Annotated in this window: 18 protein-coding genes and 2 pseudogenes; 19 read left to right on the plus strand and 1 reads right to left on the minus strand. The window is 37.2% G+C overall.

Annotated elements, in window-relative coordinates; genetic code table 11:
- The first annotated feature begins 17 nt into the window (after positions 1–17).
- A pseudogene (locus BALCAV_RS07665) lies at positions 18–1,171 on the plus strand (IS3 family transposase).
- 405 nt (positions 1,172–1,576) lie between these two features.
- Here BALCAV_RS07665 and BALCAV_RS07670 read toward each other — a convergent pair.
- Positions 1,577–2,686, minus strand: coding sequence for a glycoside hydrolase family 5 protein (locus BALCAV_RS07670; RefSeq protein ID WP_004428269.1), 1,110 nt, complete (start codon positions 2,684–2,686; stop codon positions 1,577–1,579).
- A gap of 791 nt (positions 2,687–3,477) precedes the next feature.
- On the opposite strand from BALCAV_RS07670, the gene BALCAV_RS07675 reads away from it, so the two are divergent.
- The 18 genes and pseudogenes from BALCAV_RS07675 to BALCAV_RS07760 all read left to right on the plus strand — a co-directional run bounded on the left by BALCAV_RS07675 (position 3,478) and on the right by BALCAV_RS07760 (position 26,080).
- Positions 3,478–4,653, plus strand: a complete 1,176-nt coding sequence (locus BALCAV_RS07675) for a glycoside hydrolase family 130 protein (RefSeq protein ID WP_004428268.1) — start codon at positions 3,478–3,480, stop codon at positions 4,651–4,653.
- 82 nt (positions 4,654–4,735) lie between these two features.
- On the plus strand, positions 4,736–5,779 hold the full coding sequence (locus tag BALCAV_RS07680; RefSeq protein ID WP_004428267.1) for a substrate-binding domain-containing protein: 1,044 nt from the start codon (positions 4,736–4,738) through the stop codon (positions 5,777–5,779).
- Between the two features lie 514 nt (positions 5,780–6,293).
- Positions 6,294–7,496 (plus strand): AGE family epimerase/isomerase, encoded by a 1,203-nt coding sequence (locus BALCAV_RS07685; RefSeq protein ID WP_004428266.1) that lies wholly within the window; start codon positions 6,294–6,296, stop codon positions 7,494–7,496.
- Between the two features lie 37 nt (positions 7,497–7,533).
- Complete coding sequence (locus BALCAV_RS07690) at positions 7,534–8,463, plus strand: glycoside hydrolase family 113 (protein WP_004428265.1); 930 nt, start codon at positions 7,534–7,536, stop codon at positions 8,461–8,463.
- Entirely contained in the window at positions 8,396–9,493 is a 1,098-nt protein-coding gene (locus BALCAV_RS07695; protein ID WP_136446054.1) for an ROK family protein, read from the plus strand. The genes BALCAV_RS07690 and BALCAV_RS07695 overlap by 68 nt, the downstream gene beginning before the upstream one ends.
- A 20-nt stretch (positions 9,494–9,513) precedes the next feature.
- A pseudogene (locus BALCAV_RS07700) lies at positions 9,514–10,461 on the plus strand (aldo/keto reductase family protein).
- Between the two features lie 27 nt (positions 10,462–10,488).
- Complete coding sequence (manA, locus tag BALCAV_RS07705; RefSeq protein ID WP_004428261.1) at positions 10,489–11,442, plus strand: mannose-6-phosphate isomerase, class I; 954 nt, start codon at positions 10,489–10,491, stop codon at positions 11,440–11,442.
- 25 nt (positions 11,443–11,467) lie between these two features.
- A complete protein-coding gene (locus BALCAV_RS07710) occupies positions 11,468–12,427 on the plus strand; it encodes an alpha/beta fold hydrolase (protein WP_004428260.1) in 960 nt (319 codons plus the stop codon).
- A gap of 127 nt (positions 12,428–12,554) precedes the next feature.
- Positions 12,555–12,926: a P-loop NTPase family protein gene (locus BALCAV_RS07715; protein WP_004428259.1), complete on the plus strand. Its 372-nt coding sequence runs from the start codon at positions 12,555–12,557 to the stop codon at positions 12,924–12,926.
- A 122-nt stretch (positions 12,927–13,048) separates the two neighbouring features.
- Positions 13,049–13,642: a DUF624 domain-containing protein gene (locus tag BALCAV_RS07720; RefSeq protein WP_004428258.1), complete on the plus strand. Its 594-nt coding sequence runs from the start codon at positions 13,049–13,051 to the stop codon at positions 13,640–13,642.
- Positions 13,643–14,068: 426 nt separating this feature from the next.
- Complete coding sequence (locus tag BALCAV_RS07725; protein ID WP_004428257.1) at positions 14,069–16,522, plus strand: beta-mannosidase; 2,454 nt, start codon at positions 14,069–14,071, stop codon at positions 16,520–16,522.
- A gap of 140 nt (positions 16,523–16,662) precedes the next feature.
- Positions 16,663–18,006 carry an ABC transporter substrate-binding protein gene (locus tag BALCAV_RS07730; RefSeq protein WP_004428256.1) on the plus strand — a complete coding sequence of 448 codons (1,344 nt, stop codon included), beginning with the start codon at positions 16,663–16,665 and terminating at the stop codon, positions 18,004–18,006.
- 65 nt (positions 18,007–18,071) lie between these two features.
- The gene (locus BALCAV_RS07735; RefSeq protein ID WP_004428255.1) at positions 18,072–18,998 is read left to right on the plus strand and encodes a carbohydrate ABC transporter permease; all 927 of its coding nucleotides are present in this window, start codon (positions 18,072–18,074) and stop codon (positions 18,996–18,998) included.
- 4 nt (positions 18,999–19,002) lie between these two features.
- A complete protein-coding gene (locus tag BALCAV_RS07740; protein WP_004428253.1) occupies positions 19,003–19,833 on the plus strand; it encodes a carbohydrate ABC transporter permease in 831 nt (276 codons plus the stop codon).
- Positions 19,834–20,214: 381 nt separating this feature from the next.
- Positions 20,215–22,401 (plus strand): alpha-galactosidase, encoded by a 2,187-nt coding sequence (locus tag BALCAV_RS07745; RefSeq protein ID WP_004428251.1) that lies wholly within the window; start codon positions 20,215–20,217, stop codon positions 22,399–22,401.
- A gap of 43 nt (positions 22,402–22,444) precedes the next feature.
- Entirely contained in the window at positions 22,445–23,410 is a 966-nt protein-coding gene (locus tag BALCAV_RS07750; RefSeq protein WP_004428250.1) for a glycoside hydrolase family 113, read from the plus strand.
- 145 nt (positions 23,411–23,555) lie between these two features.
- Positions 23,556–24,581, plus strand: a complete 1,026-nt coding sequence (locus BALCAV_RS07755) for a LacI family DNA-binding transcriptional regulator (protein ID WP_004428249.1) — start codon at positions 23,556–23,558, stop codon at positions 24,579–24,581.
- A gap of 104 nt (positions 24,582–24,685) precedes the next feature.
- The gene (locus tag BALCAV_RS07760; protein ID WP_004428248.1) at positions 24,686–26,080 is read left to right on the plus strand and encodes an MATE family efflux transporter; all 1,395 of its coding nucleotides are present in this window, start codon (positions 24,686–24,688) and stop codon (positions 26,078–26,080) included.
- The last annotated feature ends 123 nt before the right edge of the window (positions 26,081–26,203 follow it).

Consider the following 26,203-nt stretch of genomic DNA (forward strand, 5'->3'; position numbering starts at 1 on the left):
TAACGAGGTGTGTCTGTATGGCAAGAGGTAAACGATACGATGAAGCTTTTAAAATTGAAACAGTAAAGTATATCAGTGAAAACAATAAAGCTGTAGCTCAGGTAGCTAGAGAAATTGGTGTCAACGAGAATACTGTACATGGCTGGGTGAAGAGGTATGGTCAGCAACCAGAAATTAAGGCTGTAAAATCTTTTTCATCAGATGTGGCTGAATTAAAGGCCCTTCAGAAGGAAATACGCGATCTAAAGGGGGAAAATGAAATCTTAAAAAAGGCGATGCACTACTTCGCGAAAAGCCCTCGGTAAAATATGAATTTATTCATGAAAACCGCTCCCCATTCCGAGTGGAGAAGATGTGCAGCGTTCTGCGAGTTTCCAAAAGTGGATACTTTAAATGGCTAAAACGACCTAAAAGTGATAGGCAGAAAAAACATGAGAAATTATCACAAGAAATTCTTCAAACCCACCTAGAATTTAAACAGCGTTAGGGCCGTGTTAAAATTACTAAAACCCTTAATAAACGTGGTGTGGAGGTTAGTGAACGTACAGTCTCACGCATCATGACTAAGAACCAGTGGAAATCTTGTACCGTCAAAAAATACAAGGCTACAACTAATTCGAAGCATAAGCATCCAGTAAGTGAAAACGTATTAGATCGACAGTTTAAAGCTTCTAAACCAAACCAGTTGTGGGTCACTGATATCACTTATATTCCAACCAATGAAGGTTGGTTGTATTTGGCAAGCGTAATCGACTTGTATTCTCGTAAAATAGTAGGTTGGGCTATGGATAAAACCATGACAAAGGAATTAGTAATATCTGCATTAAAAATGGCTTACAAACGCCAAAAGCCAGGAAAAGGAGTTATCCATCACTCAGACCGCGGTGTTCAATATGCCTCCTATGAGTATCAGAATCTATTAAGAAAATATGAAATGATCGGCAGCATGAGCCGAAAAGGCAACTGTTACGACAACGCTTGTATCGAGTCCTTTCACGGTATTCTTAAACGTGAACTTGTTTATCAAACAAAATATAGTACGAGGGAAGAAGCGAAAAAGTCATTATTTGAATACATCGAGTTCTTCTACAATTCCAAGCGGATCCATTCGACCTTAGATTACTTTACACCGAATGAATTTGAGTGTATATATGGAAAAAATGCAGCATAATTTTTCCTTCATAAAAAAGTTTAAATCGCTCTTATTTAAACTTTTTTATGAAGGCCACCAAGCGAAAGCGCGGTAGAAAAATCTGTGTCTATTTTCTTGACATAGTATCAGTTTTGTATATATCATGACTGGGATATTGAAAGAAGGCGGTCCAACAATTGTTTAATAATAATAACCTGTCCATACGAGGTTGAACAATGAATCAATTACAGAAAATGACTAAAAATCAATAGCAGAGCAAATGAAAGGCATTTCTTCTTTGTGTACTAAGACAAGAAAGGGAGATTCGTGAGATCAATAATAACTAGGGGTTGAGCTACCCATTAACAAAAAAATGGCTATCAAGTATATTGATAGCCAGAAATGTATATTTAATTACTAAGAATAACCTAACTTTAAGATTAATTATTTTTTGTATACACTAACGATTTCAGAAGTTTCTTTTAAACCATTCGGACCGTACACAATTCTTTCTCCCCATTCAGTTAGTTGCGTCCCTGAAAAATCTGTTGCTAAGTCAAGATACTCTACACCACCACTATTTCCGTGCCAAGACCAGGCAAGCCAACCTACATCATACTTCTCTGAATGACTTAAGATCGTATCAACAGCAACATCTCTTCCGTAGTGATGATGACCGAACTCACCAATTACTACAGCTAAATTCTTTTCAAGAACACCGTCAATATTGTCTTTTACTTGTTGAGGATTACCCGCTGCCCATTCATACATATGAATGGAAAACATTGTATTCTTTAATGGGTCTGAGTTAAAAACGTCTAATCCTTTTTCATGAATAGATCTAGGAAATTGTCCCCACCCAGCTGCGTCAACCATAAGTGTATGTTTTAGACCCGCCTCTCTTAGTAAAGGAATTGCTTTTTTATATCCTTCTGCCCAACCTTCACTGCTCCAAGAACCAAACCATTCATTAGAAATGTTAATAATTACTTTGTCCTCTTTTCCGATTAAAGCATCTTTGATCTCAATCCAGTAATCGACTGTTTTAAGTAATGGTTCAATATCATCTGTTCCGAGTGCATCATGTACCTCAAGAACAGCAACTAAAGAATGTTTTTCTGCTAAAGATATAATTTTTGCTACTTCGTCAACATCATCTTTGGTCCACTGTTGTCCATCTGAGAGAACTACACGAATGGAGTTTGCTCCAGTATCAGCAATTGCCTCCATCGCGGTTTCTATGTGAGGCTTGTACCAGGAATGAGCGTGGTTAATTCCGCGCATCACAAATGGCTTACCATTTGCATCATATAAGGTTGTTCCATCTATATAAAAACCATTGACTTTTCCTGCTGGAGGATTGGCTTTTCCAGGATTATTTCTAACTTTATCCCAGACTCCATTCTCAGCCGTTTTTCCAGGTGCTTCAGCTTGGGGTGCCCAAGGTACTTTATGCATTTGTCCATGTCCACTAGCTTGCGCAACTACTAAGTTAAAAGTAAAAGAGGAAAAAACTAAAATAAACATAGCAAATAAAAGCTTCATACTTCTCATAATACTAATACCCCCTTAAATTTATATATCAATGTACTTTACTTATAAAAATAACCTTCCCTCCTCCTGTATTTTATTAGTAAAGTTACAGTGATAACGCTTTCAATGACTTGAATAAATTTATATTATCACATAAGTTAACTAAAAGAATAGTTAATTTTACCTTATTTTAAATATTTTATAACTTTATTTTAATAAAAACCATATTAACGCTTAGTCTGACGGAGTATTACTTCACAGTTGATACTGAAACTTGTGGACATCACGATAAGTGGATTTTTGATTAAACAGATAAATATATTTTAATCGGTTCAGCGAAAGGCAGTTAATTGAACACTGTTTTAATTTAAAAACATCTTTGGAAGCAGGAATAGATGTAATAGGGTTTTTATGAGAGCTTTCGTAGCTGGATACCTCCAAATAAATCATTGGTGTTAAGACGATTCAGAATGGATATACATTCTATGCCTATTGTAAAGAGTGTACTAAAGCAAACCAAAGGTATAAATTTAAAGACATATGATTCTATACTATAGTGGGGAAGAGAAAATTAATTTTTGTTTTCGGTAGTCTAGCCTTAACTGAATAATACGTAGTGCTAAAGCTTCAATCACTTATAATAAAAAAGTGATCAGTTACTCAAAAGTGATAAATGGTAAAACGAGTAAGAACACGCTTTATCCATTGACAGCATTCGTTTAATTAAGTAATATTATTAATTGTATATAGTTAACGATTAGGTAACAAATAACAACGGCATAAACGATTAATTTATGAGGAGTGTCCAGAAGATGATACATGAAAAATATTTTGAATTACTTAAAGAACAAGAGGATTTACTAACTAGAAAAAACTTCGTGAAAACAGACTTTTATAATGGTGTGTATGACCGTTATCAGTATCCTATTATCACTCGTCATCATGTGCCATTACACTGGAGATTTGACTTAGATAAAACAACTAATCCTTATTTCATGGAGAGATTAGGTATTAATGCAACATTCAATGCTGGTGCAATATTTCTAGATGGAAAATATTATTTAGTTGTTAGAACGGAAGGGTTAGATCGTAAGTCATTTTTTGCATTGGCTGTAAGTGATAACGGAATTGATCAATTCCGATTTATTGATACTCCAATTACTTGGGAGAATCAGTATGAGGAAGAGACGAACATTTATGATATGCGTTTAGTTCAACATGAAGATGGCTGGATTTATGGGATCTATTGCTCTGAAAGCAAGGATCCAGCTGCTCCTGAGTTTGATACATCTAGTGCGGTTGCTCAAGCTGGGTTAGTGAGAACGAAGGATCTAAAGAAGTGGGAGAGATTGCCGAACATCGAGACGCCTTCTCCTCAGCAACGTAATGTTGTGCTACACCCAGAATTTATCGATGGGAAGTATGCTTTTTATACAAGACCGCAAGATGGTTTTATTTCTACTGGTAAAGGTGGAGGTATTGCGTTCGGAGTGTGTGATGATATCTTAAATCCTGTTATTATAGAAGAAAAGATCATCGACGAAAAAATATACCACACTGTTTATGAGGTGAAAAATGGTCAAGGGCCAGCTCCAATTAAAACGGATAAAGGCTGGATTCATATCGCGCATGGTGTTCGTAATACAGCAGCTGGATTAAGATATGTACTTTATACGTTTGCTACAAGTTTAGAAGCACCAGAAAAAATAATTGCAAAGCCAGGCGGGCACTTTATAGCTCCTTATGATGAAGAGAGGGTTGGAGATGTTTCAAATGTTATTTTCTGTAATGGTGCGATCGTTAACGAGGAAAATGACGTATTTATATATTATGCCTCAAGTGACACGAGAATGCATGTAGCTACTACAACGATTGACAAGTTAATTGATTATACATTTAATACACCGGAAGATCCATTACACTCTTTATTGTGTGCCGAACAACGAAAGACTTTAGTTGAGAAAAATTTACAACTTCTACAGAAATAAAATTAGTTTGCAAACGTTCTAATTTCGTTTAATATTAATCATAAGGGTTTTGTGAAATACTTGTAGAAGTGGAGGTGGTCAAATGAAAAGTAATGTTACGATGCGTGATATCGCAGTAAAATTAGGTGTAAGTAGTGTTACCGTTTCAAAGGCTCTGAATGACAAAGAGGGTGTTAGTGAGGAACTTAAATTAAAAATTAAAGACCTCGCAGAAGAAATGGGCTATCGCTTTAATGTTATGGCAAAGTCGATGAAAGAAGGCTGTTCATACAATATCGGCGTCATTATTCCTGAGCGATTTACTGGAGAAGATCAATCCTTTTATTTAAAATTCTATCAGCATATTACGAAAATGCTTGAGCGTTATAATTATTATGGCATTTTACAAATCTTACCGACGAATGATGAAGAGAAGCTAATATTACCAAGAACTTATTACGAAAACAAAGTTGATGGATTCGTCATTTTAGGTCAAGTTAGCAGTGAATACATTGATCTGTTAACGGAGCATGAGATCCCAAAAGTTCTCTTAGACTTTTACACAGATCATTCAGAAGTAGATTCCATCGTTACGGATAACTTTTATGGAGTTTATGAACTTACTAATTACCTAATTAAAAATGGGCACCGAGAAATTGCTTTTATTGGGAACATTCACTCCACAAGTAGTATTCAAGACCGCTATTTAGGATATTATAAATCTTTATTGGAGCATAAGATTCCACTCAATACGAATTACATTATTAATGACCGTGATGAACGTGGGAAATATATTGATTTAGAATTACCTGAACAACTTCCTACAGCTTTTGTGTGTAACTGTGATCAAGTTGGTTTTAATTTAATTAATAAACTAATATCTTTAAATTATTCTATTCCTGATGACTGTTCAGTCGTTGGGTTTGATAATGATATTTATTCTACTTTATCTAATCCTCCGCTGACAACAGTTCAAGTTGATACTGAAGAAATGGCGAAAGTGGCTGTGAAGTTTTTGATTGAAAAAATTAAAGACAAGAACAAGAGTTATGGAAGAGTGTTGATTAAAGGGAAGATTATTCATCGAGATTCAGTAAAAACGGTTTCTAAAGAGGGTCATGTGAGTGACTTATCTTCACAAATATAACACGAAAAGTCTTTATAATCGGTAATTACAGAAAAAACTGTAACCCGTTATAAAGGCTTTTTTGTTTATTTTAGAACATATTTTAATTTTTTCTTAACGCTAAGAAATAAAGTATAAAATCTTGTATCTCGTTAAAAAAACATAAAGTTTGTGCAAACAGAATGGTTACATACTTGTTGGATGAAACCTATTGACAAGTAAGCGTTGTCAAGTTATCATTTATTTGTAACTTAAACGATAAGCTTATTTGATATGTTGTTTTGTTTATTTTGTTTTCTCGCCCAAGTTAATGTGGCCTCACTCATTTTGGAAATTTCATAAGTGAAGGTCCGGATTTAACCTATTAGGGGGAAATTGCTTTACAACAGTTACTTAGATCATTGATTTTTTGAAAAGGTATCATGAAGCCGTAGGAAATGATCAAGAGGAAGGTCGTTTGTAAAAAAAGAGATAAAGGTAAGCGATATTCTGCCTTTGTTTGTTTTTATCTTAGTAATGGAAGAAGGAAATTAATATGTCTACATTTGATTTACAATTGCTCAAAAAAGAGATTGAAGATGAACTAGTAAATAATATCTTGCCGTTTTGGATGGAACATACGGTTGATAAAAATTTTGGTGGCTTTTATGGCTATATGACAAACGATCAAGAAGTTAATAAAGAAGCAGATAAAGGTTGTATCTTGAATTCACGGATCTTGTGGTCGTATTCAAAGGCCTTTAATCAACTAAAAGACCCAAAATATTTGGAGATAGCTGATCACGCTTTTGATTATTTAAAAAATCATTTTTTAGATCAAGAGCATGGCGGCATTTATTGGATGCTTGACTATAAGGGTCAACCTTCTGAAGACCGAAAACATATTTACAATCAGTCGTTTGGAATCTATGGACTAACCGAATATTATATGGCTACGAAAAACAAAGAAAGTTTAAAACTAGCGATTGATTTATATCAATTAATTGAAAAATACGCTTATGACCAAGAGAACAAAGGATATCTCGAAGCATTTACTCGTGATTGGAAAGCGGATGAGGATCTTCGTCTTAGTGGCAAAGATCTAAATACAGCAAAATCAATGAATACGCATCTTCATATATTAGAAGCGTATACGAATTTGTACAGAGTGTGGAAAGATGAAGCGTTTAAAGAAAAATTAATTGAATTAATTGATGTTACATTAGAACACATTGTATCTGACCAATACCAATTTAAGTTATTTTTTGATGAAGAGTGGAATTCGAAATCAGATGTCATCTCATATGGTCATGATATTGAAGGAAGCTGGTTGTTACATGAAGCAGCAGAAGTCGTTGGAGACGAGCAATTGATTCATAAGGTTGAAGAGGTTGCCATTAAAATGGCGAAAAAGGTTCTAGAAGATGGAATTGACCAAGATGGTAGTGTGATGAATGAATTAGACGGCGACCATCTTGATAAAGACAAAGTGTGGTGGGTTCAAGCTGAAGCTGTGGTTGGATTTTTTAATGCGTACCAACTTACAGCTGACCAAGCCTACTTGGATGCAGTCGATCAGTTATGGACGTTTACCAAGACGTATATAATCGACCAAAAAAGTGGAGAGTGGTTCTGGAAGCGAGATGCGAATTTAGAAATTGATTCGAACATGCCAAAGGTCGATCCTTGGAAATGTCCGTATCATAACTCTAGATTTTGCTATGAAATGATTGAAAGAATTAATAAAGTAACATCGTAAGGTTTATATAGAAGGAACTTGGAGAGGGAGAGTAAAAATGGAATATATTAAAGGGATGACATGGGGTTGGGTAGGAACTCGTGGTCAATGGAATACAGAAGAAGCTAAACAATCGATGACAGCGATGAAAGATATCGCGGTCAATTGGACAGCTATTGCCTTTCAAGGATTACAAGAGACAGCATTTTCAACAGAAATTGATTTTAAAAATGATCCAGTCGTAACGGATGATGAAGTGTATTGGGCAATTAAGGAAGCGAAGGAATTGGGTTTAAACGTTTGTTTAAAACCAGTTGTAAACTGTAAGGATGGCACGTGGCGTGCTCATATAAACTTTTTTGACCTAGATGTTCCATGTGAGCCGAAATGGTCTGATTGGTTCAAAAGTTATGAGGCTTTTATTTTACACTATGCCAAAATAGCAGAGGAAACAAGCTGTGAAATGTTCTGTATCGGCTGTGAAATGGTCCAAACAGATCGAAGAGAAAAAGAGTGGCGTGAATTAATTCGTAAAGTGAGAGAAGTTTACTCAGGGCCGATTACGTATAATTGCGATAAATACCAAGAGGGTCAAGTGAAGTGGTGGGATGCCGTTGATATTATCTCCTCTAGTGGATATTACCCAATTGATTCTTGGGATGAGCAAGTAGCTCGTATTAAAGGAGTCGTTGAACAATACGATAAAACGTTTTTCTTTATGGAAGCGGGATGTCCAAGTCGTACTGGATCACCAAATGTACCAAACGATTGGAATTTAAATAAAGGTCAAGTTAATGAAGAAGCACAAGATGCCTATTTAAATGAAATGTTTACGAAAACAACGGATCAAAAATGGATTAATGGGTTTATGCTATGGGATTGGCCTGCAGTGCTTTATCCGAAAGAAGAAGCATCAAAAAATGATGATTACTGCATGTATGGAAAGAAAGCAGAGAAAACAGTTAGAGATTTCTATTTATCTAAATAAAGAGAACACCGAGGTATCAGACTGGCTTATTGCTAGTCTGACTTCTTTGGTAAGATGGAAGGAGAATGGTATGTTTCTTATCGGTGTTGATTTAGGTGGCACGCAAATAAGAATTGGTTTGTTTACAGAAGAGGGTGAATTATTAGATCGGAAGGCCACTTTAACGAAGGCTGAAGAAGGTCCAACAAAGGTAGTAGAGAGAATAAAATCTCTTATACACGAAATAAGTCTACCTGTAATTGTAAAGAACGGCAAAGAATCAATTGGTGGAATTGGAATTGGCTGTCCTGGTCCATTAGATGTATTCGAAGGTATCATCATGTCTCCTCCTAACTTACCTGGCTGGAATCGGATTCCATTGAAAAAGCTTCTTGAAGAGGAATTTCAGCTTTCAGTGTACTTAAATAATGATGCGAACGCAGCTGTATTAGGTGAATACTTCTTTGGGAGTGGAAAAGGAAAATCTAATCTTGTCTATTTAACGTTAAGTACAGGTGTTGGAACAGGTATTATAGATAATGGTCAATTGTTACTTGGTCAAAATGGGAGTTCAGCAGAAGTAGGGCATATGAGTTTGAATCCTGAAGGGCCACTTTGTGGGTGTGGGAATAGAGGTTGTTTTGAGGCATTTGTTTCAGGAACAGGTATTGTAAGACGCGCAAAGGCACTTCTCGAGCAAGACTTAGAGTCAGCTTCAGCTTTACATGAATGTGAGGAATTAACGACGAAATTGATTTTTGATGCGGCTAAAAAGAAGGATCGTTTGGCCTTAGAGATTGTCGAAGAAACGAGAATGTATTTAGGTGTCGCGTTAGTAAACGTTATTCACTTATATAACCCGAGTATGATTATTTTGGGTGGTGGTGTAAGCAAAGTTGGTGCCTTTTTATTAGAGCCAGCTATTCAATTTGCTAAGGAACGTGCGATGAAACTAATGGCAGATTCTCTAGAGTTTCAGCTAACCCAATTGGGAGATGATGTTGGTCTCATTGGGGCTGCTTCGCTTGTCAAATACCATCATCAAGCTTAAAGGAAATGGGATGGTTCCACATGCAATATCGAAAGCTAGGTAGAACAGGAATAAAGGTAAGTGAGATTAGTTTAGGTAGTTGGTTAACATACGGAAATGTGGTTGAAAAAGCAAAAGCGGAGAAAATCATTGATCAAGCTTATGACGTCGGAATTAATTTTTTTGACACTGCAAATGTGTATGCCATTGGTGAATGCGAAAAAATCGTAGGGGATGCTTTGAAAAAGTATCCGCGAGAGTCTTATGTCCTAGCCACAAAAGTATTTTGGCCAATGGGAGATGGTGTAAATGACCGTGGCTTATCTAGAAAGCATGTGTTCGAACAGCTGCATTCGAGTTTAAAACGGTTGAAACAAGATTATGTAGACATTTACTATTGCCACCGCTTTGATACTGAGACACCAATTGATGAAACATTACGAACCATTGAAGATTTTTTACGCCAAGGCAAAGTATTATATGTTGGTGTGAGTGAGTGGACGGCAACGTAAATGTTAGAAGCCTTACGAGTAGCGGATCAGTTTTTGTTGGATCGAATTGTTGTCAATCAACCGATGTATCACATGTTCCATAGAGATATAGAAAATGAGGTGATTCCTTTTAGTGAACAGAATGGAATTAGTCAAATTATTTATTCGCCATTAGCTCAAGGAGTGTTAAGTGGAAAATACAAAGCAGGAATGGAGTATCCGAAAGGAAGCCGGGCAGCGGATGACTCATCGAATATGTATATTGCTCCGTACTTAACAAAGGACGTCTTAACGAAGGTTGAGCGTTTGCAAGGTTTGGCATGTGAACAAAGTTTAACGTTATCCCAATTAGCACTAGCTTGGGTTCTAAGACACGACAATGTAGCTAGCACCATTATTGGAGCGAGTAAGCCTGAGCAAGTTCTAGAAAATGTAAAGGCGATAGGCGTTAAATTATCAACAGAAACCATTGATAGTATTAATAAAATTTTAAACTAAAAGTTAAGCTGGAATTGAGGGCGATTTATGTACAAGGAACCTATGTTTTTAGCACCAGTTTTTAAAGATCGTATTTGGGGTGGCACGAAATTAAGTGATCGTTTTGGTTACGATATTCCGACGAACACAACAGGAGAATGTTGGGGGATTTCAGCTCATCCGAACGGTCCTTCACGTATTAAGAATGGCCCGTTAAAAGGAAAAACATTGATGGAAGCTTGGGATCAGCATCGTGAGTTGTTTAGTAATGAAAAAGGAGAACAATTCCCATTGCTCGTTAAAATACTTGACGCTAATAACGACCTCTCTGTTCAAGTTCACCCAAATGACGAGTATGCAAACAGTCATGAAAATGGAGAGCTTGGAAAAACCGAGTGCTGGTATGTAATTGATTGCGAACCTGAATCCGAATTAATTATAGGCCATCACGGCAAAACAAAAGAGGAATTCGTTTCAATGATTGAAAAGGGAGAATGGGATAAATTGCTTAAAAAGGTACCTATTCAACCAGGAGATTTTTATTATGTACCAAGTGGGACCATCCATGCAATTGGAAAAGGAGCCCTCATACTAGAAACTCAACAAAGTTCGGATACAACTTATAGAGTGTATGATTATGACCGAAAAGATGTAACAGGCAATACAAGAGAACTACATCTTGAACAATCAATTACGGTGACGACCATTCCCCATCAAGACGCTCGAATAGAACAAGTAGTCTCAATAGAGCAAGGACTAACAATAAAAAAACTTGTCTCAGAACAATATTTTACGGTTTTTCATGGTCTTTTACAAGGTACAGTCGATCAAAAAACGGATGGTAAATATCTATTATATAGTGTGTTGAATGGTAAAGGGGTAATTACGGTTAATCAGCAATCGTATCCTTACAAAACAGGCGACCACTTTGTCATTCCATCAACTATTGATACGTACGAATTAACAGGTAACGCTGAATTCATTTATTCTTTTACTTCTTAATATAATCCTAGAAGGGAACATGAGCATGCCACTTATTGATATGTCCTTAGAAGAGTTAAGCGAGTACGAAGGTCGCAATCCTCGTCCAGTTGATTTTGATGAATACTGGGAAAGAGGACTGAGAGAAATGAGGTCTGTTGACCCTAATATTGAGCTAGTTCCGAGTTCCTTTCAGGCACCTTTTGCAGATTGTTTTGATCTTTATTTTACTGGAGTTCGTGGAGCGAGAATTCATGCGAAATACGCAAGACCGAAAAAGAGTAAGGAGAAACATCCGGCTGTTGTGCAATTTCACGGGTATTCGGTTAATGCAGGAGACTGGGTTGGACTTTTAGCTTATGCAGCACGTGGGTATACAGTTGTTGCGATGGATGTTCGCGGTCAAGGCGGTTATTCGGAAGATACAGGTGGGGTGAAAGGAAACACATTACACGGACATATTATTAGAGGACTAGATGGAGAAAATCCGGATGATTTGCTATTTCGTCATATATTTCTCGATACCGCTCAACTTGCAGGAATTGTGATGGACTTTCCTGAAGTCGATGGAAATCGTGTAGCTGCAACGGGTTGGTCGCAAGGAGGAGGATTAACCCTTGCTTGTGCGGCTCTTGAACCACGTATTAAAAAGGCTGCGCCTGTATATCCGTTTCTAAGTGATTATAAGCGGGTGTGGGAGATGGATCTTGATAAAGATGCTTACCATGAATTACGAACACACTTCCGGTTCTTTGACCCACAACATAAAAGGGAAGAAGAGATTTTCACCAAATTAGGATACATCGATATCCAACATTTAGCTTCACGAGTTCAAGCTGAGGTAATGATGGGCGTGGGCCTAATGGATACGATTTGTCCACCATCGACTCAGTTTGCTGTATTCAATAAATTAAAAAGCAACAAAAGCATAGAAGTGTATCCAGACTTTGCCCATGAAGAACTACCAGGACTACCGGATAAAATATATCAATTTTTACAATTTTAGTTTGCATTATTTTTAAAAGAGTCATTAAATAAGCCAACACCATCTAGGCTACTAAAAAGCTTCAATTCGGGATAATATTACTTATGGTCTGAAAATGTCTCAGAGGAGTCTATGGCAAGTCGTTGAGGTGGTAAATCTCCAAGATGTCGTTGCAGAGATGCCTAACGGCTTACACACATTAATTGGCGAGCATGGTGGAAAACTGTCTGGGGGCAACGTCAGCGAATTGCGATCCCGTGCTCTGATACGAAACCCGGAGATTATCTTATTAGATGAAGCCACTTCTGCATTAGATAACAAATCGGAATACCGTATTCAACAGGCTATTCGTCAATTACTCCAAGGGAAAACAACTTTTATCGTGGCACACCGTTTATCAACGATTCGTGATGCAGACCGAATTGTTGTAACGAAGAACGGGACATGTGCAGAGGCTGGGATGTATGAAGAGTTAATGAAGAAAAAGGGATTTTACCAACTTAAACAAATGCTGAAATAGCAATAGAAAGGGAGGATGGCAGGGGCTCTCTCTAACTGTTGCTTTTTATCTAAGAGATGTTTCTGGTACGAAAAATGGTAAAAAGAACCAAGCTGAAGTGTGTGAATGAAAGGACGAAATGGATGTTTGATTTACAATTTATTACGAGAGTATATCAAGGTGTGAAAGCGAGTTTGCTTTTTTGGGTCTATATGTTAAGAGGCCTCATTATCTACGGTTTCCTCCCTTCATTATTTGCGTTGCTAGCGGTTATGAACGACATTAGAAGAGGGTTTGAAGAAGAAGAGCACAGTGTAAGTTCCTTATATAGTGAGTACTATAACAAGTACAGCGAATATAAAGCAGGTTCCTTTCTATTCTCTTTTTTATTTGTGCTTTATTATACAGGCTTATTTTTTATTAATCAGCGTCCAGATGATGGTGTGTCCCTCCTGTTAACGATTTTCGTTGTGTACATATTAGCATTAACCATCATTGTTTTATCGTACGGTGCCCATTTTGTTGTTATTAAACAAATGACGTTGAAAGCAGGATGTATCCATGGATTTTTAGCTGCTTTAAGAAATTTACTCCTTTCCATTGGACTGTTAGCCGTTGTATTTGGATTGGGGTATATTGCAACTATAAATTTCTTTCTTTTTATCATAAGTTTTCCAGCTCTGTACGGCTTTGCGATATTGTTTTTTTTAGGCAGAGTTGCAGGTATAAAAAAGTAAGGTTTCAGTATAAAAATAAAGTAACTAACAAAATTAATTGCCAACTATATTGGAAAAGAGAGATCGTCAAGGAAGAAATTGGCGATTTTTTTTTGTTCTCGAGCTAGTATTGGTGTTCTAGAAGAAGAGGATGGTAGCTACTGATCTGATTAGATAAGGTTGCCTGGGTTGTCCCTGAAAGAGCTTATATAGCGTAACAGGCCGATATGCTCTATAAATATAAATTATAAATTATTAGCCTTTTGACGTAGTTCTTTATTGACAGGAAAGCGTTGCCATAATAGAATTAATTGTAAGCTAAACGATAAGTTAATTTATGTTATTTAATTAGCTTGCTGTAACTCGCGTTGTTGCACGTTTCATGGTTACTTTAAATAGCTGAAGAATATATGAGAATCTATTAAATGATAAACGAGGTGTTTTCCCTTGAAGAGAATCAATTTAAATGGTGCGTGGAAGATGAGGAGTACCGATACGGATGAATGGATCGGTGTTACGGTACCTGGGTCTGTCTTTAACGACTTACTACAGAATAAGAAGATCGAGGATCCGTTTTATCGAGATAATGAAAAGTATGCCTATGAGATTGCTTCTAAAGATTATCAATATTCACGAAAAGTGAAGGTGGAACAAGATTTTCTTGAGCAGGAGAGAATCTTTCTATTGTGCGAAGGACTAGATACACTTGCCGAAATCACGATCAATGACCATGTGATTGCCCGTACGAATAACATGCATCGTACTTATGAAATTGATGTGAAAAATATATTGCATCTTGGAGAGAATACAATAACAATTACACTCTTATCTCCTGTTCATTATATTAAGAAGTTAGATGAAGAAAGGCCGCTCTGGGGCGTAGTGGATGCGATAAAAGGATATCCTCACATTCGTAAAGCGCATTATATGTTTGGTTGGGATTGGGGGCCAAAAATTCCGGATAGTGGAATTTGGAGGGATATTTCATTTGTTAGTTATAATGAAGCTCGGCTAGAGGACATCTACTTTACGCAAGTTCATCACGAGAACCTTGTTGAGTTAAAAACGAGAATTCGTTTAGAAAAATGGCTTAAAGGCGAAGTTGATGTAAAAGTAGAGCTAACTTGTCCAAAAGGAAAGACTCAAATGCTTTCTATGACTACGGATCAACTAGAGGAGAATATCATATTTGATATTGAAGAGCCTGAACTTTGGTGGCCGAATGGCTATGGAAAGCAGCCATTGTATGGATTAAGTGTTACCGTGCAATCAAATGGACAAGCGTTAGATGTTCAAACCTTTGAAATAGGACTTCGAACAATTAAAGTGAGACAAGAACCGGATCAATGGGGGAAAACATTTGAGTTCGAAGTTAATGGTCTGTCTATTTTTTCGATGGGAGCCAATTATATCCCGGAAGATAATCTGATCTCACGCGGTTCGCGAGAAAAGACGGAACGATTAATTCAAGACTGTATTGAAGCGAATTTTAACATGATTCGTGTTTGGGGCGGAGGGTATTATCCGAATAAAGATTTCTATGAATTATGTGACCGCTACGGTTTAATCGTATGGCAAGATTTCATGTTTGCTTGTGGTGTCTATGAACTAACAAATGAGTTTACAGAAAATATAAAAAAAGAAATTGCAGACAACATCAAAAGACTACGTCATCACGCTTCGTTAGCTCTATGGTGTGGGAATAATGAAATGGAAGAAGCTTGGGTTCATTGGGATTTTCCTAAAACAGCCAAACTAAGAACGGATTACTTGAAACAGTTTGAGATTATCTTCCCAGAAATCGTTAAAGAATTAGATCCTGAAACGTTTTATTGGGTTTCCTCTCCATCATCAGGTGGTGGGTTTGACAAACCAAATAGTGAAAATGAAGGTGACGTTCATTATTGGGATGTTTGGCATGGGTTAAAACCATTTACAGAATACCGTAAATTTCATTTCCGGTTCTGTTCTGAGTTTGGTTTTCAGTCTTTCCCATCTATAAAGACTATTGATTCTTTTACGTTGCCAGAGGATCGTAATATCTTTTCTAATGTCATGGAGAATCACCAAAAAAACGGTGAGGCGAATGGAAAAATTCTAAATTACTTATCACAAACATTTCTCTATCCAAAAGATTTTAAATCTTTATTATATACTTCGCAAATTCTGCAAGCAGAGGCGATTAAGTATGGAGTTGAGCATTGGAGAAGAAATAGAGGGCGTTGTATGGGTTCTATCTACTGGCAACTAAATGATTGCTGGCCTGTTGCGTCATGGTCTAGCATTGATAACTTCGGACGTTGGAAAGCTTTGCATTACTTTGCAAAGAAATTCTATGCGCCTGTGCTACTTTCTTTATGTGAAGAAGGAACGAACGTGGAGATCCATTTGACGAATGATAAGGCAGTGGATGTTACATGCCAAGTTGACTGGAAGCTTAGAACCAACTCAACTGAAGTTATAAAGGAGGGGACAGTTCATTCCACGGTAGAAAAGCTAAGTGCTAAAAAACTTGAATCATTAAGCTTTAATGAGTTAACCGATGAGAAGAAAAGAGACGTGTATGTAGAATGTACGTTGTTTATTAATGGTCAGCAGGAAACGATGGTGACGGTTTTATTTGTGAAACCGAAACACTTTACATTTCTAGATCCAAAGCTAAAGACAGAGGTCTTAGAGGAGAACGATCAATTTATCATTTCTGTTCATTCACAAGCATTTGCTAAGTATGTTGAATTGGATTTACTAGACGCTGATTGTAAGTTTAGTGATAACTATTTCGATGTTTCAGCAAATGAAAAGAGAGTGATTACTGTCAAAAAAAATAGCTTGAGCTCAAAAATAAACTTAAGTGAGTTTAAAAAACAGTTGAGCTTAAGGAGTGTATTTGATATTTCATAACTTTATGTGTCACTTTATTTTTTTCTGAAATTTTATTAGTTAATAGTTTCTTAAATTGATTGACAAGAAAGCGGTAACATAATATTATTAAATTATTACTTTAACGATAAAGTAAAAGTTAATTAAGGGGGGCAATACAGATGAGTAAGATGAAACATTTTAAAGGATGGATGTTAGCTACAGCAGCGGCTGTCGCGCTTACAATGACAGGTTGTGGAGGAGCAGAAGAAGAAGAAGCGGTACCAGAAGTAGGAACAGATGGAGAGTTAACAGTTACGGATCCAGCTGATGTAAGTGGAGACTTAACAGTTCTTGTCCATCGTACAGATATCGTTGATACGGTGTTCCAAGATTATGCAGCGGAATTCCAAGAAACATATCCTAATGTAAATCTAAGCTTTGAAGCGATTACGGATTATCAAGGTCAAGTTAATATTCGTATGAATACGAAAGACTACGGTGATGTCCTAATGATTCCTGATAACGTACCAGTTGAAGATTTACCTCACTTCTTTGAGCCGCTTGGTGCAACGGAAGAAATGTTAGAAAATTACTTATTTACAGATGATATGGCTTATCAAGGAGTCACATATGGAATACCAATTACGATTAATGCAAACGGAATTCTTTATAACAAGGATGTTTTTGAAGAAGCGGGTGTAACGGATGTGCCTGCTACTCCAGAAGAGTTTATGGAAGCATTAAGTGCCATTAATGAAAATACGGATGCTATCCCGTTGTATACAAATTATGGAGCTGGCTGGCCACTAAATCAGTGGGAGCCAAATCGTGTTTCCATTGCTGGAAATCCTGATTTCACCAATGAGTTAATTCATACGGACGCTCCATTTGCTGAAGGGGAACCGCATCATATTCTTTATAAAGTAATGTATGATGCTGCAGATCAAGGCTTAATTGAAGGAGATCCTTTAACAACGGATTGGGAATCATCTAAGCAAATGATGGCAGATGGCAAAATTGCAACAATGGTATTAGGTTCTTGGGCAATTACGCAAGTGCAAGAGTTAGCTGAAGACCCAGAGTCAATTGGATACATGCCTTTCCCTTATACTCAGGAAGATGGAACGATTTATTCTGCAGTAGCTGCTGACTTTAATATTGGTATTAATGTGAATTCAGATCACAAAGAAGCGGCGCGTGCTTGGGTAGACTTTTTCATTAATGATTCAAACTATGCAGTTGACCAAGGTGGTATTTCACCAGTTGTTGGAGAAGACTACCCTTCTACATTAGCTTCTTTTGAAGAATTAGGTGTTGAATTTATTTCTGAGAACCCTCATAGAGAAGGCGAAGAAGGATTTTTAGATCAAATTGATAATGAATCAGAAGTTGGTCTATGGATCGAAGGCTTTAAGCAACGTATGATTGAAGCAGGAATTGGTAATAGAGCTGAAACATACGAAGACATTACGAATGATCTGAATAGCAGATGGGAAGCTGGAAGAACAAGAGTTGTTGAGTAAACATTAGAAGGGGGGAATCCCCCCCTACTATGTAAAACGTTATGAAGGTTTGAGGGGGATCCACAATGTCTAATCCATCGGCTAACTCTAGTGCTGAGAAGAAAAGTAAATTCAGCTTGGGAAATCTTAATTATAGACAACAAAGAATTGTCATTATCATAGCTTTTTCTGCAGTACCTCTACTATTATTATTTACATTTTCATACTTACCTTTAATTAACATGTTTATCTATAGTTTCCATAAGTGGAATGGTATTAGTCCGAATATGACGTTTGTTGGTTTGGATAACTACGTACAAATTTTTACCGGACCAGAGTATTTCGTAGTTTTCACTGTAAGTTTATATTATTTCTTTGCTACATTTATTCAAATGGGCTTAGCTCTTTATTTTGCAACGATTTTAACCTTTAATGTTCGTTTTAAGAACTTCTTTAAAGGAGCCATTTTCTTCCCTTATTTATTGAATGGGGTAGCGATTGGATTTATTTTCTTATATTTCTTTAGACCTGACGGGACGTTAGATGGTCTTTTAGGGTTACTTGGTCTAGGAGAGTATGCTCAACTTTGGTTAGGAAATCCAGATTTAATTAATATATCGTTAGCGGGTACATCGGTTTGGAGATACATGGGTTTTAACTTTATTATCTTCTTAGGGGCTATTCAGTCTATTTCTGGTGATATTTATGAAGCTGCTGACATCGATGGTGCGAATAATTGGCATAAATTTAGATATATCATTCTTCCGAGTATAAGAAGGATTGTTGAATTAAATTTAATCTTAGCGATCAGCGGAGCTATTGGGGTATTTGAAATTCCTTATATCATGACTGGTGGAGCGAATGGAAGTGCAACGTTCGTTATTCAAACAGTAGATACAGCCTTTAAGTTTAGTAAGGTTGGTTTAGCTTCTGCTATGGGTATAGTCTTACTAATTATTGTTGTCTTTATTACCTTGTTACAAAAAGTTCTGTTTAAAGAGAAAGGGGCCTAAAATCATGAATCCAAAAGTGCTTTTACAAAATATTATAAAGTATGGATCGTTGATTCTAGGTCTTCTGATCACAGTTATTCCTATTCTTGTTGTGTTATTTGCTTCTTTTAAAACACCTCAAGAATATGCGTCAACGGGTCCGTTAATGCCACCAGAAAGCTTTTTTAACTTTGAAAACTATGGACGGGCTTTTTTTGAAGGGAATATGCTACTTGGTTTTATCAATACAACAATTATCTTAATAATCTCCATTGTTAGTGCGATTCTCATAGGAACTATGATTGCTTATGTTTTAAGTCGTTTTCAATTTAGAGGAAGTAAAATTTTACTCGGTTTATTTCTACTTGCGACCTTAATTCCTGCTGTAACAACTCAGGTTGCTACATTCCAAATTATTAGTGAATTGGGCTTATTTAACACGAGATGGGCAGCTATTATCTTATTTATGAGTACGGATATCATTGCTGTTTATATCTTCTTACAGTTCTTAGACCGTGTTTCGGTATCGCTGGATGAATCTGCTATGCTGGATGGTGCTTCTTACTTCACTATTTACAGCCGCATCATTTTACCGCAATTGAAACCAGCAATGGCTACTGTTTTTATCATTAAAGGTGTTGCTATTTACAATGACTTTTATATTCCGTTCTTGTATATGCCAAAACCTGAGCTTCAAGTGGTATCGACTGCGCTGTTTAAATTTCAAGGTCCATACGGGTCACAATGGGAAGTTATTTGTGCAGGGATCATCATAGTTATTATTCCTACGCTGATCATCTTCTTAAGTTTACAAAGATACATTTACAATGGCTTTACTGAAGGTTCAGTTAAATAGGTGATCTTAAAGAAAGCAATTCCCACTTGATTTTTAAGATACTAAAATTAGACAAACTTCCTTTTTCAGTACCTTGTGGAGTAGCAATGGCTCCGCACGTTGTGTACCTGCTAAGGACCCAATCTCAGTGGGCTTTAAAAAAACAGGAAACAGCTAATCTCATGTTAAGAGGCTACTGAAAAGGTGATCCTTTTTTAGTAGCCTCTTATATTTAATTAGTTCCTATTAGTAGGCTGTCGGTGTTTGTTTATTGAAGAAGCAGTTGTTACGAATGTGTAATACTGCTTCTTTTTATAAAGACATCGAAGCAGAGTAACCAAAAGACCTTAGTGCTTTCTTTATGTAATTCAAAGGAAAAAAATGTATTTTAAGGAGATAACAGTGGCTATTATATATGATTCGAACACGCAAACATTTCATTTGAAATCAATAAAAACGAGCTATGTTCTTCAAATAATGAAGGGAGGCTATTTAGCTCATTTGTATTGGGGTAAGAAGGTAGAGGTGTATCAGCACTCTAACGAGGTGCGTTTTAGAGATCGCTCTTTCTCGCCTAATCCGGATCCGAGTGAACCGTTCTTCTCATTGGATACACTGCCACAAGAATACCCAGCCTATGGAAACACGGATTTCAGAGTTCCTGCCATCCAAATTCAATTAGAAAATGGAAGTACCGTGACGAATTTAAAATATAATTCACATCAAATCGTAAAAGGAAAACCGGCGCTAGATGGATTGCCGTCTACATATGTAGAAAAAAAGCATGAAGCTGAGACGTTGATGATTACACTACTAGATGAGCTAACGGGGTTATACGTCATTTTAAGCTATACGACTTTTGAAGAGATGGATGTAATTACACGGTCCTCCAAGCTAGTGAATACAGGTGAGGAGCAACTGAAAATCTTAAAAGTAGCTAGTGTCAACGTCGATTTCCAAGAGTCGGACTTTGAATTACTAACACTTCCAGGGGCGTGGGCTCGAGAGCGCCATTTAGAAAGAAGTGCCCTTAGAAGTGGTCTTCAGGTAATTGAAAGTCGAAGAGGAGCAAGTAGCCATCAGATAAATCCGTTTTTAGCATTAACGAAAAAAGAGACAACAGAGCAGTTCGGAGAAGTTTATGCTTTTAATTTAGTGTATAGCGGAAATTTTCAAGGCTCGGTTGAAGTCGATCAGTTTCGTCAAACGCGTGTGACGATGGGGATAAATCCGTTTGACTTCTCATGGTTACTAGAACCTGGAGAGGCTTTTCAAGCTCCTGAAGTCGTCATGGTTTATTCAGCTAATGGATTAGGGGAGATGTCAAGGTCGTTTCACTCTCTCTATCAAGCAAGACTTTGCCGAGGTCGATTTAGAGATCAAACACGTCCCGTTTTAATCAATAATTGGGAAGCGACCTATTTTGACTTTAATGAAGAGAAAATCGTGGAGATTGCAAGACAAGGAAAAGAACTCGGTGTAGAGTTATTTGTCTTAGATGACGGCTGGTTTGGGAAAAGAAACAGTGATAAAGGTTCTTTAGGTGACTGGTTGGTTGATGTGAATAAACTACCGAAAGGACTCTCCCATTTAGTGAACCAGATTACGAAAATAGATATGCAGTTTGGTCTATGGTTTGAGCCGGAGATGGTGTCCGTTGATAGTGATTTATACCGTGCTCATCCAGACTGGTGCATTCATGTGCCTAATCGATCTCGTTCAGAGGGGAGAAATCAACTGATCTTAGATTTATCTCGTCCTGAAGTATGTGATGAGATTGTTAAGAGAATTTCCACTATTTTAGAATCGGCTCCAATTACGTATGTGAAATGGGATATGAATCGACATATGACAGAGATAGGGTCGAAAAGTCTACCTAAGGAAAGACAACGAGAAACAGCTCATAGATACATGCTTGGTTTATATCGAGTGATGGACGAGATTACAACTAGATTCCCTGCTATCTTGTTTGAAAGTTGCTCAGGTGGAGGCGGGAGGTTTGACCCTGGAATCCTTCATTACATGCCCCAAACATGGACAAGTGATAATACTGATGCTATTTCTCGTCTGAAAATCCAATATGGCACAAGTCTAGTATATCCGATGAGCGCAATGGGTTCTCATGTATCTGCAGTTCCTAACCACCAAGTACAAAGAATGACGTCAATGGAAATCCGTGGGCATGTGGCAATGTCGGGTAACTTTGGTTATGAACTTGATGTTACTCAATTATCCGAAGTAGATAAAGATATGATGAAAAAGCAAATTGCTTTTTATAAAGAAGTTAGACCGGTTATTCAGTTCGGAAACTTCTATCGCTTGTTAAGTCCGTTTACGTCTAATGACACGGCATGGATGTATGTGTCTAAAGATCAATCCGAAGCAGTTCTTGGCTACTTTTCTGTTTTGGCTGAACCGAATGCGCCTTATCGTAAAGTAAAGTTAACGGGACTCGATCCGAGGAAAAAATATAAAGTAAATGTGTTGAATCAATCGTACTACGGAGATGAATTGATGAACGTCGGGATTAACATACCTTTTTTAGAAGGTGATTTTGTGAGTGTTATGTGGAGGTTGAAAGTAGTTTAACATGTTTTAGTAGAAAAAATAAAAACATAAGGGAGTAGCGAAAATGAAGGAAATATTCATCAAAGGTATGACATATGGGTGGAACACAACGCGTGGAGCCTATCGAACAGCTGAAGCAGTAGAATCAATGAAAAAGCTAAGAGAAACAGGATCAGAATGGATCGCCTTATCTTTCTTCACCTTTCAAGATACATTTGCTTCAACAGATATTGTCTTTGACTACGGACATACGATGACGGATCGCGATATTGAATTTGCTGTGAAACAAGCAAAGGATTTGGGGATGAAGGTTTGTTTAAAGCCTGTTGTGAACACAAGGGAAGGGATATGGAGAGCTCGCATTGGCTTCCCAGAGGAAGCGGTTGAGTATTGGAATAAATGGTTTGCCTCTTATACGAACTTTCTTTTACATTATGCGGAGCTTGCTGAAGAACTAGACTGTGAAATGTTCTGTGTCGGTTGTGAGATGATTAACACGGAATCACGAACAGAGCAGTGGGAACAAGTTATAGCAAGCGTTCGTGAGGTTTATAATGGACCGTTAATTTATAATGCGAATCATGGGAAAGAAGAAGGGGTAGAATGGTTCGACAAGGTCGATATTATAGGAACGAGCGCTTACTATCCAGTTGCAACAAAAGCAGGAGATTCCGAAGAGAACATGATCAAAAACTGGGAAGAAGTAAAAGGCAAACTCGTGAAACTTCATCAAAAGTTTAATAAGCCTATTTTGTTCGTAGAAATCGGTTGTCGTAGTGCAGAAGGTTGTGCGACGATGCCGTGGGATTTTGAACACACAGAGCTTCCTTTTAGCGAAGAAGAACAAGCAAACTTTTATAGTTCAGTTCTGAAGGTATTCTGGAATGAGCCATGGTTTGCTGGATTTTTCTGGTGGGATTGGAGCACGAAGTTGTATCCGCTGGAAGAAGCGAAAAAGAATGTAGGTTTTGATATTTACGGTAAGAAAGCAGAAGAAGTGTTGAAAAATTGGTATAGTAAAGAACGGTAGTTCCTATAGGAGGGCAGCAAAGTTGCTGTTCTCTTTTTTTATTAGTGTAGTTCTAGGCAGTGTTAGCTAACATATGATAATATATAGTTATTGTTATGCTAACGAAAATAACAAATAATAAAGAAGGGATTTTGAGGTGGAGAGAGTGTCGAGAAAAAAAGTAACAATGCAGCAAATAGCTAATGCTACAGGTGTGTCTAAGTATGTTGTTTCTAAAACGCTTAATGGGAAACCGGGTGTGAGTGAGAAAACTCGGGAGAAGATTTTATTTGTTGCGAAACAATTAGGATATTATAGTGAACCGACGCTAACCTCAACTTCTGAAAAGGATGAATCTAAATCATTTATTTTAGTTGTCATTCAAAATCAAAGTCAAAACGACTCATTGTATTGGGGGAAGATTATTGATGGCATTAATGAGGGGTTAAATGAGAGAAAGTTAGGAATGGTTATTGTCACTGAGGAGCAAAACATCGAAGGTCTTATTCGATTAACTCATCTAACAGGGATCATTGGAGTAGGTCATTTATCAACCGATGTCTTGTTAAATCTAGCGCAGTTCCAGGTGCCTCTTCTGCTTATAAATCATGAAGATCCGGTGATTCAGGCGGATTCGATCTACGCAGATGATCTTGATGGACTAACGAGAACCACGAATCACTTACTGGGATTAGGACATAAGAACATGGTGTATGTCGGGGATTTGACGTTTTCAAAAAGCTTTTATGAGAGATGGTTAGGTTTTAGAATTACGATTGAACGAGCTGGTTTAGGAGACTATATTCAAGCGCCAGTAGACCTTATATATAATGAGTTCTTTGAAGAGAATTTTATTGAATGGTTAGTGAATCGACTGAACGAGGGAGAAGCTTTACCGACTGCGTTTGTTTGTTCGAATGATGATATAGCTCAAAAAGTGATTAGGAGTTTACGTCAGTCCCAAATAAGTGTTCCAAGCGATTGTTCAGTAATTGGTTTTGATAACATTGATTCAAGTTCTTACTTTGATCCTCCACTTTCGACTGTCCAAGTATTGAAAGAAGCAATAGGGAAAAGGGCTGTCAGTAAGTTACTATGGAGAGTAGAAAATATAGATTACCCCCCTGAGAAATTACTTATAAAGGGAGAGTTGATTCTTCGGAAATCTACAGGTGTACCAAGAGGGAAATAGAAATCAACATGAGATGATCGTTAATCTAAAAATAACAAAAATAACAAACAGAGATTTAAATAAACATAGGGCGTATAGTTAGTGTACGCGGGGAGAGAACAGGTATGTCGCTTGAAATAAATCAAACGAGTCAATTTTATAGAAAAATGGCAGCATTAGCCATCCCGATTACGATTCAATTTTTCTTAACGGCTTCGTTAAATATGGTTGATTCCCTTATGGTAGGTCAATTAGGTGCGAACAGCATTGCGGCTGTTGGGGTCGCCAATAAAATTACAATTGTACTCATCCTAGTTTTCCAAGGGTTTGCAAGTGGTGCGGGGATATTTGCTGCGCAATATTGGGGGAGAAGACACAAAGTCGGGATAAGTAAAATTGCCGTCTTGACGATGAGTATTATTACCATATTTTCAATTCTCTTTACGGCTGCCGTCATGGTATTTCCGAATCAACTCATCCAATTGTTTTCGTTGGATACGCAAGTCGTTCAGTTAGGCGCTAGTTTTATTACAATACTAGCGGTTAGTTACTTTTTTACGGGAGTGACGATTTTATTAACAGTTATCTTAAGATCAATGGGTGAAGTGAAGAGGCCAATGTACATCAGTATATTCGCTATTGCTCTTAATACACTGTTGAACTATCTATTTATATTTGGAAATTGGGGTTTTCCGGAGATGGGGATAGAAGGTGCGGCTATAGCAACTGTAATTGCTAGAACGATTCAATGTGTGTTCATGTTGTTCCTCATTATACAATTTGACTTGTTGGGCAGTTTAAAGGGGTTGCAGCTTGCTCAAATTTTTGATTGGGCAACAGTAAAAAATTACTTTACAATTTCCATCCCATCGATTTTGAATCATATTTTTTGGACACTCGGGGAAACGAGTTATTTTTGGGTATACGCTCGGATGGGAACCGATCAGTTAGCGGCCGTTACGTTAATTGATCCATTGATGATGTTATCGATGGCTTTGTTTATTGGATTAGGGGATGCTTCCTCAGTTATGGTTGGAAACAGTATTGGAGCTAAGGAAAAGGATCAAGCATATGATTTTGCTAAACGCTTTTTGAAAATAACCGTGATTCTATCTATCGTGGTTGGTTTGGCAATTGTATGGATTGCCCCTATTTTTGTTGGTTTTTATAACATCCCACCAACTGCGGCTGATTATGCAAAATCCATTTTGCTTGTTTATGCGCTTATTGTTCCATTTAGAATGTTAAATATGGTTAATAACATTGGTGTGTTACGTCCTGGTGGGGACACGCGTTTTGTCATGTACCTTGATTTATTAGGAGTTTGGTTAGTTGGATTGCCACTTGCTTTACTTGGAGCTTACTTGCAGTTGCCTATTTACATTGTCTTCTTATTGGCGAATACACAAGAAGTGGCAAGGGTGATCTTTGGACTTAGAAGAACTGTTTCAAAAAAATGGATGAATGATGTTATCAGTAAGAATGAAACGTTTAAAGATGAATTGCAAAAAAGTGTTTAAGCTGGATTAAATGAGAGAGGAGTATCGCCATTGGGAGATGGTGGCACTCTTTTTTCTTTTCTGCCTTGCCCATTAGAGTTAACTATTAACAGTGTATTTGTTAAAGTAAGAAGCCATCATAAG

It is taken from the genome of Alkalihalobacillus alcalophilus ATCC 27647 = CGMCC 1.3604 (assembly GCF_000292245.2).
Taxonomy (GTDB): Bacteria; Bacillota; Bacilli; order Bacillales; family Bacillaceae_D; genus Alkalihalobacillus; species Alkalihalobacillus alcalophilus.